The 14,589-nt window shown below is 69.5% G+C and carries 14 protein-coding genes and 1 pseudogene; 3 read left to right on the top strand and 12 right to left on the bottom strand.

Annotated features, from left to right (window positions below; genetic code table 11):
• Window positions 1-251: 251 nt before the first annotated feature.
• The 10 genes from ACWIGU_RS41275 to ACWIGU_RS41320 all read right to left on the bottom strand — a co-directional run bounded on the left by ACWIGU_RS41275 (window position 252) and on the right by ACWIGU_RS41320 (window position 9,492).
• On the bottom strand, window positions 252-437 hold the full coding sequence (locus ACWIGU_RS41275) for a hypothetical protein (RefSeq protein WP_454406963.1): 186 nt from the start codon (window positions 435-437) through the stop codon (window positions 252-254).
• A gap of 137 nt (window positions 438-574) precedes the next feature.
• Window positions 575-859, bottom strand: coding sequence for a helix-turn-helix domain-containing protein (locus ACWIGU_RS41280; protein ID WP_454406964.1), 285 nt, complete (start codon window positions 857-859; stop codon window positions 575-577).
• An 87-nt stretch (window positions 860-946) separates the two neighbouring features.
• A complete protein-coding gene (locus ACWIGU_RS41285) occupies window positions 947-1,228 on the bottom strand; it encodes a hypothetical protein (RefSeq protein WP_454406965.1) in 282 nt (93 codons plus the stop codon).
• 214 nt (window positions 1,229-1,442) lie between these two features.
• Window positions 1,443-2,141 (bottom strand): GntR family transcriptional regulator, encoded by a 699-nt coding sequence (locus tag ACWIGU_RS41290; RefSeq protein WP_454406966.1) that lies wholly within the window; start codon window positions 2,139-2,141, stop codon window positions 1,443-1,445.
• 129 nt (window positions 2,142-2,270) lie between these two features.
• The gene (locus ACWIGU_RS41295; RefSeq protein WP_454406967.1) at window positions 2,271-3,203 is read right to left on the bottom strand and encodes an NAD(P)-dependent oxidoreductase; all 933 of its coding nucleotides are present in this window, start codon (window positions 3,201-3,203) and stop codon (window positions 2,271-2,273) included.
• Between the two features lie 114 nt (window positions 3,204-3,317).
• The gene (locus ACWIGU_RS41300) at window positions 3,318-4,715 is read right to left on the bottom strand and encodes a GntT/GntP/DsdX family permease (RefSeq protein WP_454407159.1); all 1,398 of its coding nucleotides are present in this window, start codon (window positions 4,713-4,715) and stop codon (window positions 3,318-3,320) included.
• A 107-nt stretch (window positions 4,716-4,822) separates the two neighbouring features.
• Window positions 4,823-5,341, bottom strand: coding sequence for a ribose-5-phosphate isomerase (locus ACWIGU_RS41305; RefSeq protein ID WP_454406968.1), 519 nt, complete (start codon window positions 5,339-5,341; stop codon window positions 4,823-4,825).
• Between the two features lie 73 nt (window positions 5,342-5,414).
• Window positions 5,415-7,124, bottom strand: coding sequence for a dihydroxyacetone kinase family protein (locus ACWIGU_RS41310; protein WP_454406969.1), 1,710 nt, complete (start codon window positions 7,122-7,124; stop codon window positions 5,415-5,417).
• 129 nt (window positions 7,125-7,253) lie between these two features.
• Complete coding sequence (locus ACWIGU_RS41315) at window positions 7,254-8,192, bottom strand: sugar phosphate isomerase/epimerase family protein (RefSeq protein ID WP_454406970.1); 939 nt, start codon at window positions 8,190-8,192, stop codon at window positions 7,254-7,256.
• A gap of 823 nt (window positions 8,193-9,015) precedes the next feature.
• Window positions 9,016-9,492, bottom strand: a complete 477-nt coding sequence (locus tag ACWIGU_RS41320; protein ID WP_384685821.1) for a MarR family winged helix-turn-helix transcriptional regulator — start codon at window positions 9,490-9,492, stop codon at window positions 9,016-9,018.
• A 67-nt stretch (window positions 9,493-9,559) separates the two neighbouring features.
• Between ACWIGU_RS41320 and ACWIGU_RS41325 the strand changes: the two genes are divergently transcribed.
• Together ACWIGU_RS41325 and ACWIGU_RS41330 are read left to right on the top strand one after the other, a co-directional pair.
• Entirely contained in the window at window positions 9,560-10,483 is a 924-nt protein-coding gene (locus tag ACWIGU_RS41325) for an alpha/beta hydrolase (protein WP_454406972.1), read from the top strand.
• A gap of 165 nt (window positions 10,484-10,648) precedes the next feature.
• Window positions 10,649-11,469 (top strand): annotated as a pseudogene (locus ACWIGU_RS41330) (transposase); the annotation flags it as partial.
• A gap of 492 nt (window positions 11,470-11,961) precedes the next feature.
• Here ACWIGU_RS41330 and ACWIGU_RS41335 read toward each other — a convergent pair.
• A complete protein-coding gene (locus tag ACWIGU_RS41335; RefSeq protein ID WP_454407160.1) occupies window positions 11,962-12,264 on the bottom strand; it encodes a nitronate monooxygenase in 303 nt (100 codons plus the stop codon).
• Window positions 12,265-12,303: 39 nt separating this feature from the next.
• On the bottom strand, window positions 12,304-13,485 hold the full coding sequence (locus tag ACWIGU_RS41340) for a YbfB/YjiJ family MFS transporter (protein ID WP_454406973.1): 1,182 nt from the start codon (window positions 13,483-13,485) through the stop codon (window positions 12,304-12,306).
• Between ACWIGU_RS41340 and ACWIGU_RS41345 the strand changes: the two genes are divergently transcribed.
• A complete protein-coding gene (locus tag ACWIGU_RS41345) occupies window positions 13,464-14,519 on the top strand; it encodes a LysR family transcriptional regulator (protein WP_454407162.1) in 1,056 nt (351 codons plus the stop codon). The two genes, ACWIGU_RS41340 and ACWIGU_RS41345, sit on opposite strands and share 22 nt — an antisense overlap.
• The last annotated feature ends 70 nt before the right edge of the window (window positions 14,520-14,589 follow it).

The raw sequence follows: 14,589 nt of genomic DNA on the forward strand, positions 1-14,589 counted from the left end.
GCCTTTTTCCACCTATTCACACCCAAACTCCTAACCCCACTCACCTTGTTGGGGGGGGGGCGGGCCCCCCCGGGCCCCCCCGCCCCCGGGACATGAGAACGGGGTGGCCCCAGTGCCGTTTCAAAGTCCGGTTGCAGCCGCTGGAGCTCCTCTTCGGTTCCCTCTCCGCCCGCCCGGTCGTCCCGGTCTTCGTCAACGGCGTCGTTCGCCCGTTCACGTCCAGGCGCCGCATCCGATACACCTGTCCGGTTTCACACCCAGAACTTGATGGGCGCGGCGTAGCGCTTGCGGGCGTGGTGACCGCGCCGTCGCAATGCCCAGGTGACCGCCCTGGCAGCGGTTCTGCGCGACCCGAAGTCCAGCACTGCGCGGCAGGTGAACCAGATCGGCACCAGCAGTGAGGCGTTGTAGTCGGGCTGCCCAAAGCCGACGCGCATGAGCGCTCTCCACGCTTCCGATGGTCCAGTCGTCCTCGCTGGCGCGGCCGCAGTAATGACGCCGCGCGGCCCGTACAACCGATACAGGAAGTGGTGCGGGCAGGGAAGGGGGTGACCCGCGCTCAGCGGCGCGACAGCTACGAGGTGATGCTGCGGTGGCTAACCGCGCTGGCGCCGGGCGCCAGCGATGACCAGCAGTAACTGGATGGGCGCTTCGCCGCCCGCCGGCTAGGACCGCAGGTCTCCATGCGCCCGGAGCGGGGCCCGTCGAACAGGCCCGCCACGCTGTCGCCGCGCTGGTGACAGCACTCCCGCCAGGTGCGCGCAGTGGGCACCGTGCAGCCGAACCGCCGGGCAATGCGCGCGCCGGACATCCCTTGGGCGGCCAGCAGCGCGATGCCGGGCCCGATGTTCAGGTACAAGCTGAGAGCCTGTACCTGAACCTCGTGCCTTCTGATCAGGGCGTCGTTCGGCGGATCAGGCTGAGGGGCTACCGTTCGCCGAAGCCGTCACTGTGACTGTTGCGCGAACGGCTCGCAGGGGAGTTGTCGGTTTCTCCGCCGCGTGGTGATCCCATGGCTGATGAAGAGGACGATGCCAAGGGTGCCAAGACCCACCCCCGCGTAGCCGACGAGTTCTCCCCGGGCTTCATTCTTCCTCTCCTCGTCGTAGCTGAGGGTTTCGCCGCCGCTTGCGCTCGCGCACCACTGACCGGGTGTCATCGGGCTGCCGTCGCACTCGACGGCGTCACCATTGACGAAAGCCTCGGCGTTGATGAAGAACATGGTCATGCCGACGATGACCAGAGCACCGGCAAGAACTTTGAGCCATGGACGAGTCGTCAGAAGTCCCGCGGGCGCGGATCAGGAGGTGGCCGGTGGGGAGGGACGTCCCGGAGTCGGCCATGCCGTCACACCAGTGGGCGGCCCTCACTCGTTTCGAGGCCCGCCCACTGACTTTCCTGGCCGATGACGCACCGCTCGCCGCGCCAACCGCTGCCCTGCTCTACGTCGGATCCGCTGCAGTCTGGCCGAATGACCGGTGAGCCACGCCGTGAAGGTGCGTGCGCATGGCTGCTTCGCACGCCGCCGCGTCATTCTCTTCGAACGCCCGCAGCACCGCGGAGTGCTCGTCGAGCGCCTCCTCGGTGTCGTTGATGCGACCGCCGGTGAAGCGACGGAACCGCTGGATGTGGGCTCCCAGTGGGTCGATGGCCGCGGAGAGGAAGCGGTTGCCCGCGGCCGCGGCGATGGCGGCGTGGAAGGCGGAGTCGGCCTGCAGGTAGGCGCGGAAGTCGTCCGCCTCGTGCTGCTCCGCTGCCGCCGTCATCTCCCGGTGGTGCTCGGCCAGGACCTGCGCGGTTCCGGCCGCGTCCCGTTCACAGGCCTGTCGGGCGCTGTAGGGCTCGATGAGCAACCGTGCCGCCATGAGTTCGCGGAATCCGCCGTCGTCCAGGAGCGGCGCCACCGTGTAGCCGCGGTGCGGCACGCGCTGCACGAGGCCCGTGTTCTCCAGCTTGGCCAGCGCCTCACGGAGCGGTGTCGGCGAGACGTTCCAGTCCTTGGCGATGGTGTCGATCCGCAGAGGCGTCCCCGGATCCAGGCCTTCGTCGAGGATGAGGGCCAGCAGGGCCTCGTAGGCCTCGTCCATCAGGACCGTCCTGCCCAGCCCCGCCGGGCGCGCCGACCTGCCGACTGCTCCCATCGTCGTCGCCTCTTTCCGATGTGACCCCTGCCGCGGGGCCTGTTGTCCCAGCTGAACGCGCCGCATGCCGCGGCCGTCAGCTTATCCGGGGGAAGGGTCGGTCCTGTGCGCGGACCTGCTGGCCCCGGCTCACTTCGCGATGCGCGGGGAGAGCAGCGTCACGAGTGTGGAGTCGTCCTGTTCCCCCAGGCCCTGGCTCATGGCGAGCTGATAGAGCTGGTCGGCTGCGGCGGCGACCGAGGTGGCCACGCCGGCCTTCTTGGCGAGGGACACCACGATGTTCATGTCCTTGCGGATGATGTCGAGCCGGGATCGCAGTTCAGGACCGCCGGTGCCGTCCTCGGCGACCTCGTACTGCTGGACCATGCGCGGTCCGCGGTCGGCGAGCATGAACGAGGCCGCCGCGCCCTGGCCGAGGACGTCGACGGCGCGGTCCAAGTCGATGCCGAGCGCGCGGGCCAAGGCCAGGGACTCGGCAGCCGCCGCCGTGTGGATGCCGCACAGCAGCTGGTTCACGGTCTTCATGATCTGGCCGTCGCCGATGCGCGGGCCGACGATGTGCAGCGTTGAGGCGAGCCGGTCCAGGACAGGGCGGGCGGCGTTGAGGGCGGTGTCGTCGGCACCGGCCATGATCAGAAGGTCGCCGGTCCCGGCGCGCACCGCGCCGCCGCTGACGGGGGCGTCGACGAGGTGCACGCCCTGCTCGGCGAGGCGGGCGGCCACGGCCTGGACCGCGTCGACGCCCACGGTGGAGGTGACGACGACGACCGCGCCCTCGCGCAGTGCGTCCGAGGCACCCTGTTCGATGAGGCCGCCGCCGAACAGGCAGGACTCCAGTTGCTCCTGATCGCGTACGGCGATGACGACGACATCGGCGCCCTTCGCTGCGTCGGCGGGCGTCGTGGCGAGGGTGGCACCAGCGTCGGCGGCGAGCGTGCGGCGCTCCTCGAAGACGTCGAAAGCGTGGACCGGGAAGGCGCCGGCCAGGCGGGTGGCCATGGGCAGGCCCATGGCGCCGAGGCCGAGGACGGCGGTGACGGGAGCGGTGGTGTCAGCGGACATGAAGAGCTTCTTCCGTGCGGGTTGCGGCCGGGCGGGGCCGCGGGAACATTTTCTCTCGACGCCTGGTGCACGACGGCCGCGACCCGGGTGCAAGGTGCCGGAGCCGTCGCGGTGTCAGACGAGAACGGCGTACATGAGGAGCGACATGGCCAGGCCCATCACGGCGACGATCGTCGAGAGCACGGACCAGGTCTTGATGTTCTGGGCGACGCTCATGCCGAAGTACTCCTTCGACAGCCAGAAGCCGGCGTCGTTGACGTGCGAGAAGAACAGTGAGCCTGCGCCGACAGCCAGCGCGATGAGGGACGCCTCCACCGGCGGGGCGCCCGACGCCATCGGCGCCATGATGCCTGCGGCGGCCGTGGTGGCGACGGTGGCGGAGCCGGTGGCAAGCCGGATCAGCACGGCCAGCAGCCATCCCAGGACCAGGATCGGCATATGTGCCTCGGCGGCGGCCTTGCCAATGGCGTCCGCGACGCCGGTGTCCACGATCAGCTGCTTGAAGCCACCGCCCGCGCCGACGATGAGGAGGATGCCGGCGACGGCCGGCAGGCCTGCGGTGACGATCGTGCGGACCTCGGCCTTGCTGCGGCCGAGTCCCCAGCCGAAGAAGGCCATGGCGACGAGCACGGCGATGAACATCGCCACGAGCGGCGTGCCGAGGAAGTCGAGCAGGTGGTTGTACCAGGCGTCGCCGGGCACGGCGATGTCGACGATCGACTTCGCGAGCATCAGGACGACCGGCAGGGCGATCACGCCGAGCGAGCTGCCGAATCCGGGCCTGCGTGCCGCCGCGCCGTCCGTCTCGCGGGCGGCCATCAGCGACTCCACCAGTTCGGCAGGAGCCTCAGTGTGTACGCGCCGGGAGATGAACTTCGCGTACAGCGGGCCCGCGACGACGACGGTGGGGATCGCCGCGATGATGCCGAGCCCGAGCGTGGTGCCGATGTCGGCCTTGAGCGCGCTGACTGCCACGAGCGGGCCGGGGTGCGGAGGTACGAACGCGTGCAGGGTACCGAGTCCCGCCAGCGCGGGGACGGCCAGCAGAACAAGCGGCGTACGGGTGCGCTTGGCCATGACCACGATGATCGGGATCAGCAGCACGAGGCCGACCTCGAAGAACATGGGCAGGCCGATGATCGCGGCGATGAGCGCCATGGACCACGGGAGCAGGCGGGGGCCGGAGCGTGAGCCTATGGTGTCGACGATCTGGTCGACGCCTCCGGAGTCCGCGAGCAGTTTGCCGAGGACCGCGCCGAGGGCGATCAACGCGCCCGTGGAGCCGAGGGTCGCGCCCATGCCGTTGCTGAACGACTCCACGACCTTGGCCAGTTCGGTGCCGGAGCCGACGCCCAGGACGATGGATCCGCCGATCAGGGCGATGAAGGGGTGGAAGTCGAAGAGCGTGATGAGCAAGACGATCACGGCGATGGCGACGGCCACCATGGCGATGAGCCTTGAATCGTGCCCGGTCCAGGGCGCGGCTGCCAGTGGCACAGCGAACGGGGCCATCATGCGGGGTTGTCCTTACGTCGTTGTAAGAGGTGTCCAAAAGAGAGGGGTGAGACTCCCGCCCGGCAGCGGTCGGCCGGATCGGGGAGGTACGGATCCGGGCGTGGTCAGCGGCCGGAGCGGACCTCGCCTGCCTGGTCGGCGGCGCCGGTGTCGTAGGCATCGAGGGTCTGGACCTTCTCACCGGAGGGCGACGAGGCGTCGAACCGGTATCCGAGCCACTCACGGACCAGGCGGCGCGCCAGCTCGAGACCGATCACGCGCTGGCCCATGGTGAGTACCTGGGCGTCGTTGCTGAGGACGGCCCGCTCGACGGAGAAGCTGTCGTGGGCGGTCACGGCGCGGATGCCGCGCACCTTGTTGGCGCTGATGGCGACTCCCAGGCCGGTGCCGCAGAACAGCAGCGCGCGGTCCGCGCCGCCCTCGGCCACGAGCCGTGCCGCCGCGACGCCGATGTGCGGGTAGGCGGTGTGCTCGTCCTCTCCGACGCCGACATCGCTGACCGAGGCGACGCGCGGGTCGGCCTGGAGATCGGCCTTGAGGGCTTCCTTGTACGCGTAACCGGCGTCGTCGCTGCCGATGACGATGTGCAGCGGGGCAGGGGTGGAGTGGTCGGAGTGACCCATCGTCGGTTCCTGTTCGTGGTGGGTGGACCGGGGTGGTGAGTGCGGCACTGGACCGCGGTGTCCGGTGGGGCTGTTACTCGGCGAAGAGCTCGGCGGCGGTGCGCGCGCACAGGGCCAGGGAGAGGGCGCCGGCATCCGGCGTGCCGATGCTGCGTTCGGCCAGTGGCCGGGCACGGCCCAGGCGTGGGGTGAGCGCGGCGGTCGCCTCGGCGGCGGTGCTTGCTTCGGCGGCGGCCCGGGCGAAGGCGGTGACCGCATCATCCCCGCGCCCTACGGCCGCAGTGAAGGTGTCGACGAGTGGGGCGAGAGCGTCTACGAGTGTCTTGTCGCCCGGCTTGGCACCACCGAGGGAGGTGACGGCGTCGAAGGCGGCGCGGGCGCCGGTGGCCGCGCGCACCGCGTCGATCGGTGCGCTGTCGCCGAGTTCCTGGGCGAGAGCACGCAGCCCCACGCCCCACAGCACTCCGGAAGTGCCGCCGGCTTCGTCGGCCCAGGCATCGGCAGCGGCGCTGAGCAGCGAACGCGCCCCGGCCGCCCGGGAATCGGCCTTTTCGGCAGCGCGCACGGCGGCGTTGACGCCCTTGGTCATGCCGCGCCCGTGGTCCCCGTCGCCCGCCACCGCGTCGATGCGGCCGAGTTCGGCGGCGGCGTCGTGCAGTGCGGTCTGCAACGTGCGCAGGGTCGTGAGGATCGTGGTCGCGGCATGGCGTGACGGTTCGTCACCCTCGACGATCGGGGTGTCCGGCACGGCCTCGAGCAGCGCGCGCGGCTCGGCCGGGGCCTCGGGCAGCGGGATGCGGCGGAAGCCGGGGGCGTCGGCGGGCGCGCACCACCAGCGCTCGAGATCCTCGTCGAGCCACATCAGCGTCAGCGAGCAAGCGGCCATGTCCAGGCTGGTGACGAGTTCGCCCACCTCGGGCCGCACCACGGTGAGCCCGGCCGCGGTGAGGGCCTGCGCCACATGTCCCCACAAGAGGAACAGCTCTTCGTACTTGGTGGCACCGAGTCCGTTGAGGATCGCGGCGACGCGCGTGCCGGCCGAGGCCGGGCGCTCGGCGAGCAGCCGGTCCACGAGGATGCGGGCGATGTCCGGTGCCTCGGCCATGTCGGTGTCCTCGACGCCGGGTTCGCCGTGGATGCCGAGGCCGATGGCCATTTTTCCGTCGGGCACGGTGAACAGCGGGACGTCGGCGCCGGGCATCGTGCAGCCGGCGAAGGCGATGCCGAACGAGAACGTGGCGGCGTTGGCGTGACGCGCCGCCGCCTCGACGGCGTCCAGGGCGAGGCCTTCCTCGGCCGCGGCACCCGCGACCTTGACGACAGTGAAGTCGCCCGCGATACCGCGCCGTTCACCGTCCTGTTCAGCCGGAGCACTCGCCACGTCGTCGGTGACGAGCACCGTGCGGGTGTCGATGCCGGTGTCGTGCAGTCGCGCCTGCGCCATGCCGAAGTTCATGCGGTCGCCCGCGTAGTTGCCGAAGCAGTAGAGGACTCCGCCGCCGGCGTCGGCAGCCCGTGCGACGGACTCCGCCTGGCGGCTGGACGGTGACGTGAAGATGTTGCCGACGACGGCGCCGGCGGCCAGTCCGCTGCCGACCAGTCCGCTGAAGGCCGGGTAGTGCCCCGAGCCCCCGCCCACGACGACGGCGACCTGCCCCGCGGAAAGCGGCCTGCTGCGTATGACGCCGCCGGGCACGGGGGTGACGTGCTCAGGGTAGGCGGCGGCGAATCCGCGCAGCTGGTCCTCGCTGAAACGGGCGGGGTCGGAATACAGCCTGGTCATGGCGGGTGGGTCCTTGTCGGGAGGTGGGGTGCGCGCGTCGGTGCGCGCAAGGCAGGGCTCAGCGCGCCCGGATCCGGTGGCGGGTCCGGGCGGCTGTGCCGATGGGGCGGCGTCGGCGGCCGGTCGGGCTCAGGCCGCGGCTCGGCCGGGGAGGATGCGCCGCAGGTACTCGCGGTTGGCGGCGGAGACGCTGAGGCCGTCGCCGCCGTAGTGCTCCACACAGAACGCGCCGTTGAAGCCGTGAGCGAGAGCGATCTTGACCGCCTGCCGGTAGCTGACGAATCCCGACTCCATGGGAGCGGGGGACGTCAGCACGGTGCCTGTGGCGGGGTCCTCGACGCGGTAGTAGCTCTTCACGTGCCAGTAGTTGGCGTGCGGCAGCGTCTTGGTGACCATCGACTCCCATGACTCGATGGGGCGCTGCATACGGATGAGGTTGCCCAGGTCCGGATTGAGGCCGACGTTCTCCCGGTCGATGTCGGTGAGCAGGTCGACGGCCGAGTCCGCCGTGCCGAGGTACGTGTCCTCGTACATCTCGAGGGACAGCTCGACGCCCACCGAAGAGGCGTGGTCGGCGAGTTCGCGCAGCCGGGTCACGGCCTTCTGCCACGTCTCCCGGTCCCCGATCGGATCCTGAGGGCCCGGCACTGTCCAGAACCAGAGCACGGCCTGCTGCTCGGGCGTGAGCGGTCGGTGCAGACCGAAGGACACCAGCGGGACACCGAGAGCTGCGGCGGCGTCGATGGTGCGGTGAGAGTAAGCGAGGTTGGCGTCGCCGTCGACGGGATCGATGACGCTGCGGCGGATCGCGGAGATGGCGGGGGCGGTCAGGCCCACCTTGGCGAGCGCGGCGCGCAGTTCTTCGAGCCGGGCCGGGGCGAGGTCGCCGGGGCGCAGCCAGCCGTCGGTCAGATCGACCTCGGTGAACCCTGCGTCGACCACCTCCTGCAGGCTCTGCGCCCACTGTTCGGAGGTCTGGTCCTGGGTGGGGACACCATCAGGTCCGGTGTCAGGAAACTGCAGGAGGGCGGCGGCGATCGGCCAGGTCTCTGCGGTGTGAGTCAGCATCGGCTCCCTTTCTCTATTTCCTATAGGATCTATGATCGTGTCGGCTGTCAAGTGCGATCCACGTCGCATGGGGCACCCTGGGGGGTGACTCGAAATGATCTGTTCCGCTCGACCGAAGAAGATGCGCCACACCTCTTGACCTGTGACTTTCCGCGGGTGCATGCTTCCGGCGTCGTTTTGTAAACGCCGTGAACGTATCCGTCGGGCGGGCCCGCGCGCCTGAGGCGCCGCTGGTGGGCAGGCCCCCGATGCGGGAGCCCCCTGCATCTCTGGAGCGACACTTCGCTCTGTGCGGGGGACCCGGGTCCGAACACCCTGGCCGAGATAACCGGACCGTACGTCTGCGTCGGCACCGTCGCCCTCGCGACCTCATCGGCCTGGATCACGGCCAGAGCGACCAGCGCGACGTTGGAGAGGCGGAGCGGGATCCCGGCCGCTGGCCTGGCCGGGGCCAGCCTTCGGCCAGGTTTTCAACAGGTCTTCGCTCTTCACGAAGTGCGTGGTCGTGAGGGTGTCCAGGTCGGCTTCCATCGAGCCTTCGGGCCTCGAACGTCGGGCGGAGCGATGCCAGGCCTGGCATCGCGGTGATCAGCGTGGCGAGCCGCGTGAGGGTAGGAGACGGGGAGATGGGGGATATCAGTCCGTGAGCTTGAATCGCCGGGCAATCTCCTCGATGAGCGGCAGGCGTTCCGCCCATGTGGTGCTGCCCAGGCCTAGGGCTGGCCTAGGGCGCGTATCGAGTCGTGATCAATCCGCGGGATTCACCCTCGTAACGAACGCTGATCACGCGGCTACGGGCAGTCGCACTGGATGCGCAGGCCGGTCAGCCTGTGGGCAGGCCGATCTGGTCGCGTTCGAGTACAGAGCGCAACTCCGAGAAGATCTGTGCGGCGGCCAGTCCTGAGGGGCCGCCCAGGACGTCTGCGGTCAGCTCGGCCAGTGTTTTGGTGAAGGTCGCCTCCGCCGCCTCGACGAGTTGCAGGCCCCCGGCGGTCAGGTCCAGCAGTGATGAGCGGCGATCCGATGGATTAGTTCGCCGTATGACCCATGCCTGCTTCTCCAGGCGGTCGATGCCCTTGCTGGTCGCGCCGATCCCGATGGCGAATTCGGTGGCGAGGTCCGCGACCCGGGACCCGGGGTGGTCGCGCAGGAAGCGCAGGAACTCGAACTGCGAGGTGACGATCCCGTGCCGCTCGCGAAGGCGGTCGTTCAGCGCGTTGTAGAGGCGTGTCTCGCAGCGGACGAGATCGGCGAAGAAGCCCGGGAGGTCGATCGGGCCACGGCTTGACTTAGATGCCATGGCATATATTCTAACCTATATGCCTAGGCATATAGTTCTTTGGCATGCACTCGCGATGGAGGCGACAATGAGCAGGCAGCAGCGCGCGGAGATCGACGCGATGGTCCGACGGCCTCAGCCGGAGGCCCTTCGGTCGGTGGAGGAGATCCGCGCCGGGTTCAGGGCGATGATGGGGGAAATGATCGTCCCGGCTGGGATCCGTACCCGGACTGCGACGCTCGGCGATCGCCCCGCGGTGCTCGTCGAGCCGCTCGGCACTCCGAAGGCCGGGTCGATCCTCTACTTTCACGGCGGCTCTTACGTGGTCGGTTCACCGGAGACGGCGATGTCGCTGACGGGGAACCTGGTGACCAAAACAGGGTTCAGGGCGTTCTCCCTGGATTACCGGCTCGCCCCTGAGTATCCGTTCCCGGCCGCGATCGAGGATGGAGTGAGCGCCTACCGCGCACTTCTCGACAGCGGCGAAGACCCTTCGGCGATCGCGTTCGCCGGGGACTCCGCCGGCGGCGGCCTCACCGTCACCACCTGCCTCGCCGCCCGCGATGCGGGCCTGCCTATGCCCGCCGCAATCGTGGCGTTCTCCCCCGGACTCGACATGACCCGGACAGGCGAGAGCATGGACACCAAGGCGGGCATCGACCCGTTCTTCACGCGTGAGGGCCTGGAACACACCGGGACCATGTACCTTGCGGGACAGGATCCGCGTCAGCCCATGCTCAGCCCCGCCGCCCTCGCCGACCTGACCGGCTTCCCTCCGATGCTTCTGCAGGCGGGCACCAACGAAATACTCCTGGACGACTCCATACGCATGGCCACGCGCGCGAGGGAAGCCGGAGTGGACGTCATCCTGGACATCACCGCTGACGTTCCACATGTCTTCCAGGCGTTCACAGGCGTCCTGGACGAAGCCGACGAGGCACTGGACCGCGCCGCTCTCTTTCTCAGTCAGCACATCCGCATCAGGGGCACGGCACGCACGTCGGCGGGCTGAAGCCCGCAGGCGGTCTCATACGGACCACGGTCCGAACCCCAGGCCCTGGCTCGCCGTTCCTATTCCTGGCGGCCGGCACCCCACCTCGCTCCGAGGGCCGTTCAAGACTCCGGGGGTGCGTTCTCCGTGGGCGGTGGCTCATGCGGGGATGCTAGATCTTCTTACGTGACGCGAGTGCAACTGACCGACAACGAATGGGAGTTCGTCGAGCCGTACCTGCCGATCGGCGAGTATGGCCCGTACCCCGAGCGGCTGCGACAGCAGTTCGAGGGCGTGATCTGGCGGTTCAAGACGGGCGGGCAGTGGCGGGAGATGCCGACCGAGCTCGGCGCCTGGTCGACCGTCCACAACCGCTTCCGGCAGTGGCGTGACGCAGGCGTCTTCGAAGCCCTGCTGGACGGACTGATCACCGAGGCCGCGAAGCGGGGTGGGGTGGACCTGTCCCTGGTCAGCGTCGACTCCACCACTGTGCGCGCTCACCACGACGCTGCCGGGATGCATCTGGGCCAGGACGTCATCACCGCGCTGGAGAATGCCGCCGAGGAGGAGAAGGCCAGGCAAAAGGGGGCGACCCCGAAGGACAAAATGGGCAGGATGGCGGGATCGGACCCGAGCGGGAAGAGCGGCGACGCGTCCGACGGCGGCAGAAACTCCGCCTGAAGGCCGCGTTCCTCGGACGCTCCAGGGGCGGGCAGACCAGCAAGGTCCACCTCGTCGCCGACCGGAAATGCCGCCCCCTGGTGTTCGTCCTGACCGCAGGCCAGGCCGCGGACAGCCCGCAGTTCATCCCCGTGCTCAAGAAGATACGGGTCCGCGGGGCCGTCGGCGGCCCCCGCACCCGGCCGGGCGCTGTCGCCGGGGATAAGGCCCACTCGTCCCGCGGTAACCGGGCCCACCTGCGCAAACGCCACATCAGGGCCGTCATCCCGGAGAAGAAGGACCAGGCCGCCAACCGGAAGAAGAAGGGCTCCCGCGGTGGTCGGCCCGGACACCTGTCCCGCTGTGCAGTTGCCAGTGCAGTTGGTATTCCAGTCCAGATTGATGCCACCGAGCGCGGGGTCGATCGAGACTGCTGTAATGGTGATCCGCTCGTCGATCGACTTGCTGTCCGGGGCGAGCTGGAGCTGTTGATCCACGTTGAACTGGGCCTCCATCGGTGTGTCGTCCTTGACGACCGCAAACGTGAGAGGTGTCGTGCTCTTCAGGCACGCGGTATAACGGTCGTACACCGAGCCGGTGATGGGGCAGGAGCCCCAGGTGGCCTGAGCGACCATGGTGGCGGGGTCTTGACGGTCTTACTGACTACCGTCCCGCCGAAGTTCGCCGGAGGGCCGAGGTGACGCTCTGCAGCACGGTGCTCCCGGGCGGTGCGCAGGGCGCTGATGAGCCTGCGGTCGTGGATGTCGAAGGTGAAGGACACCCAGGGGACGGGGTCGGAGGTGAGCAGGTCGATCTTGTCCCTCCAGTGGTCGTCGTCCTCAATCGTGTGCGCGGGCAGGGTAAGCCCCTAACGGTCTGCCTCGGCCTGCATTGCTCGGGCGTAACTCCGGTATGCGCCATCGGAGATGGGGCCGGGTTGGGGGCGAACAGGTTGACGCCGAAGGCGACGCCTTCGGCGCGGGTGGTGTGGATCTGCCCGGCAAGGGCCGCACGGTCTTGTAGCTGCCGGCAAGGAATCCGAGGTCGCCTGCGCGGGCTGAGGCAGCAACCAGGGCGGGGGTGCTCGGTCCGCCAGCCATCGGGGCCGCGAGGAGGGGAAGGTCGGCGTCGAGGTCGGACATCAGGGCGCTCACGTCAACTCCTTGTGCAAGTTGGCGAGGTCAGGCCGCTGCGGATGCCGGGGCGAGGTGATGCGGGAAGCGGATGCAGACCGCAGCGGACGCGGCCGCGGCGGCGAGGACCATCACGCTGCCGAGCAGCAGTGCCTGCTGGTAGCCGTGGTGGAGCAGTGGGGCGGCCAGCAACGGGCCGAGGATCTGGCCGATGCTGTATCCAGCGGTCAACAGGGCCACAGCGCGGGGCACTTGAAGATGGCTGCCGATGGACAGGGCGATGGTGCTCACCCCCATGAACGTGGCGCCGAACAGGACGGCGGAGACGAGCGCGGACGTGGCGCCGCCGAGCAGTGCGGGCAGGGCGATGCCGACGGCCTGGATGGTCAGCGAGGTGAGGAGGAGGGCCGGTCGGGACCAGTGGCGGGCCAGGCGGGTCCACAGGGCACAGGAGGGCAGGGCGGCGAGGCCGACCACGATCCAGGCTCCGCCGCCGAGCCAGCCGCCTACGCCCTGTTGGATGGCGGCGACCAGGAAGGTACCGGCGATGATGTAGCCGATGCCCTCGAAGGTGTAGCCGGCTAGCAGGGCGAGGAACCAGCGGTGGGTGCGGGGCCGTTCGGTCTGCCCCGCTGCATGAGCCGTGGTAGGGGCGGCTTCCGGCTGCAGGGACAGCTGCCAGGCCAGTGCGCTCAGTGCCGCGGCGAGTGCGGCGCAGGTCCACCAGGCGGCCTGCCAGGTGGCGGCGGCCTGCACGGCGGCGACGAGCAGACCGGAGAGCGCGATCCCGGCACCGACTCCGCCGAAGGCCCAGCCGACCAAGTGGTGGGCGTGGGCCTGGAGGCGGGCGAGCATCGCGCTGGCGGCGATCACGAAGACCAGCGCGCTGGCGGCTCCGGCCGAGAGCCGCAGGATGCACCAGGCGTTGCCGTCGTGCGTGACCGGCATCAGCGCCATCGTCGCCACCAGGACAAGGAGCGATGCGCGCAGCGCCAGGGCGGACCGTACGAGACCCGGGGCGACGATGCCGGCCAGGGCGCCGGCGAGGTAGCCGACGAAATTCGCCGTGGCCAGGTTCGCCCCGAGCGCCGAGGAGAGCCCCGCCTGCTCGTGCATGAGGGGAAGGATCGGCGTGTAGACGAACCGGCCGATCCCCATCGCCACGGCGAGGGCGGCCGCCGCCTGAGCGACGATCGCCCACGGTGACGATGTTCTCGGGCTGGGCGGCATGGCCGGCGCTTTCCCGGTCGTGGGTGATGGCACGGCTGCTGACGACTTCACTGCTGGGGCACCTTCCTGGCGGCGTTCACGGGCCGCTGTCGACGCTAGGCAGTGCACGCGTGGCTGTGAAATGCTGGTTACGCTGCCGCTATGCGTCGCAGGCATGGATGAGCGAGAGGGCCGTCGAGGGTATGGATGTGGAACTGCGTCACCTTCGGGCCTTCACATCCGTGGCCCGCCACCGCTCGTTCTCCCGGGCCGCCGAGGAACTCCTGATCACGCAGCCGGCGCTGAGCCGTACGATTGCGCAATTGGAGGGCAAACTGAGCGTGCGCCTGCTTGATCGCTCCTCGCGGCATGTCGAACTGACCGACACGGGCGCGGAGTTCCTCGTGCAGGCCGAGCGGGTGCTCGCGGCTCTCGACGACGCGCTCGCGGTGGTCAGTCACCGCGTCACACTGCGGCTCGGCTTCAGCTGGCTGCTGCCCGACCCCTGGGCGCAGCAGACCGTCAGCCGCTTCGAGGAGAGCACGGGTGGGTCGGTCGCCCTGACCCGCACCGACGATCCGCTCCAGGCCCTGCGCCGGCACACCGTCGACATCGCCCTCGTACGTGGCGATGTCGACGTACCGCTAGGGGCGCGCGCCGTACGTCTGGCCGACGAGCCGCGTATCGCGGTGTGCTCCGAGCGCTGTGCGTTGGCGCGTGTCGGCTCTCTGGCCTGGTCGGACGTGCGGCACTGGCCTCTGGTCGTGAACACGGTCAGTGGCACCACCGGTCCCTGGTCGTGGCCGGCCGACCAGCGCCCGGACCAGATCATCGAGACGGCCAACTACGACGAGTGGCTGGAGACGGTGGCCGCGAACCGTGGCATCGGCATCGTTCCCGAGGTCGCGCAGCGCCGGACCCAGCACCCCGCCCTACGTTTCGTGCCCCTGACCGGCGCGCCACCGAGCCCGGTCAGCCTCGTCTACCTGGCCGACGCCCAGCGCACCCTGATCCGCCGGTTCCTGGACGCCGCCCTTGGGGCGGATTCGCAGTGACGCAGGTGGCGGCTCGCCCGTGAACTGCATCCATGCCTGTTATGCATGCGAGCGCCGTGCCAGGCATTTC

The sequence above is a fragment of the Streptomyces sp. NPDC055400 genome, from assembly GCF_053644375.1.

Bases quoted from the DNA above. Each gene is read 5' to 3' on its own strand.
- ACWIGU_RS41275 (WP_454406963.1), bottom strand. From the start codon at position 437: ATGCGCGTCGGCTTTGGGCAGCCCGACTACAACGCCTCACTGCTGGTG.
- ACWIGU_RS41285 (WP_454406965.1), bottom strand. From the start codon at position 1,228: ATGACCATGTTCTTCATCAACGCCGAGGCTTTCGTCAATGGTGACGCC.
- ACWIGU_RS41290 (WP_454406966.1), bottom strand. From the start codon at position 2,141: ATGGGAGCAGTCGGCAGGTCGGCGCGCCCGGCGGGGCTGGGCAGGACG.
- ACWIGU_RS41295 (WP_454406967.1), bottom strand. From the start codon at position 3,203: ATGTCCGCTGACACCACCGCTCCCGTCACCGCCGTCCTCGGCCTCGGC.
- ACWIGU_RS41300 (WP_454407159.1), bottom strand. From the start codon at position 4,715: ATGGCCCCGTTCGCTGTGCCACTGGCAGCCGCGCCCTGGACCGGGCAC.
- ACWIGU_RS41305 (WP_454406968.1), bottom strand. From the start codon at position 5,341: ATGGGTCACTCCGACCACTCCACCCCTGCCCCGCTGCACATCGTCATC.
- ACWIGU_RS41310 (WP_454406969.1), bottom strand. From the start codon at position 7,124: ATGACCAGGCTGTATTCCGACCCCGCCCGTTTCAGCGAGGACCAGCTG.
- ACWIGU_RS41315 (WP_454406970.1), bottom strand. From the start codon at position 8,192: ATGCTGACTCACACCGCAGAGACCTGGCCGATCGCCGCCGCCCTCCTG.
- ACWIGU_RS41320 (WP_384685821.1), bottom strand. From the start codon at position 9,492: ATGGCATCTAAGTCAAGCCGTGGCCCGATCGACCTCCCGGGCTTCTTC.
- ACWIGU_RS41325 (WP_454406972.1), top strand. From the start codon at position 9,560: ATGAGCAGGCAGCAGCGCGCGGAGATCGACGCGATGGTCCGACGGCCT.
- ACWIGU_RS41335 (WP_454407160.1), bottom strand. From the start codon at position 12,264: ATGTCCGACCTCGACGCCGACCTTCCCCTCCTCGCGGCCCCGATGGCT.
- ACWIGU_RS41345 (WP_454407162.1), top strand. From the start codon at position 13,464: ATGTTCTCGGGCTGGGCGGCATGGCCGGCGCTTTCCCGGTCGTGGGTG.
- ACWIGU_RS41340 (WP_454406973.1), bottom strand. From the start codon at position 13,485: ATGCCGCCCAGCCCGAGAACATCGTCACCGTGGGCGATCGTCGCTCAG.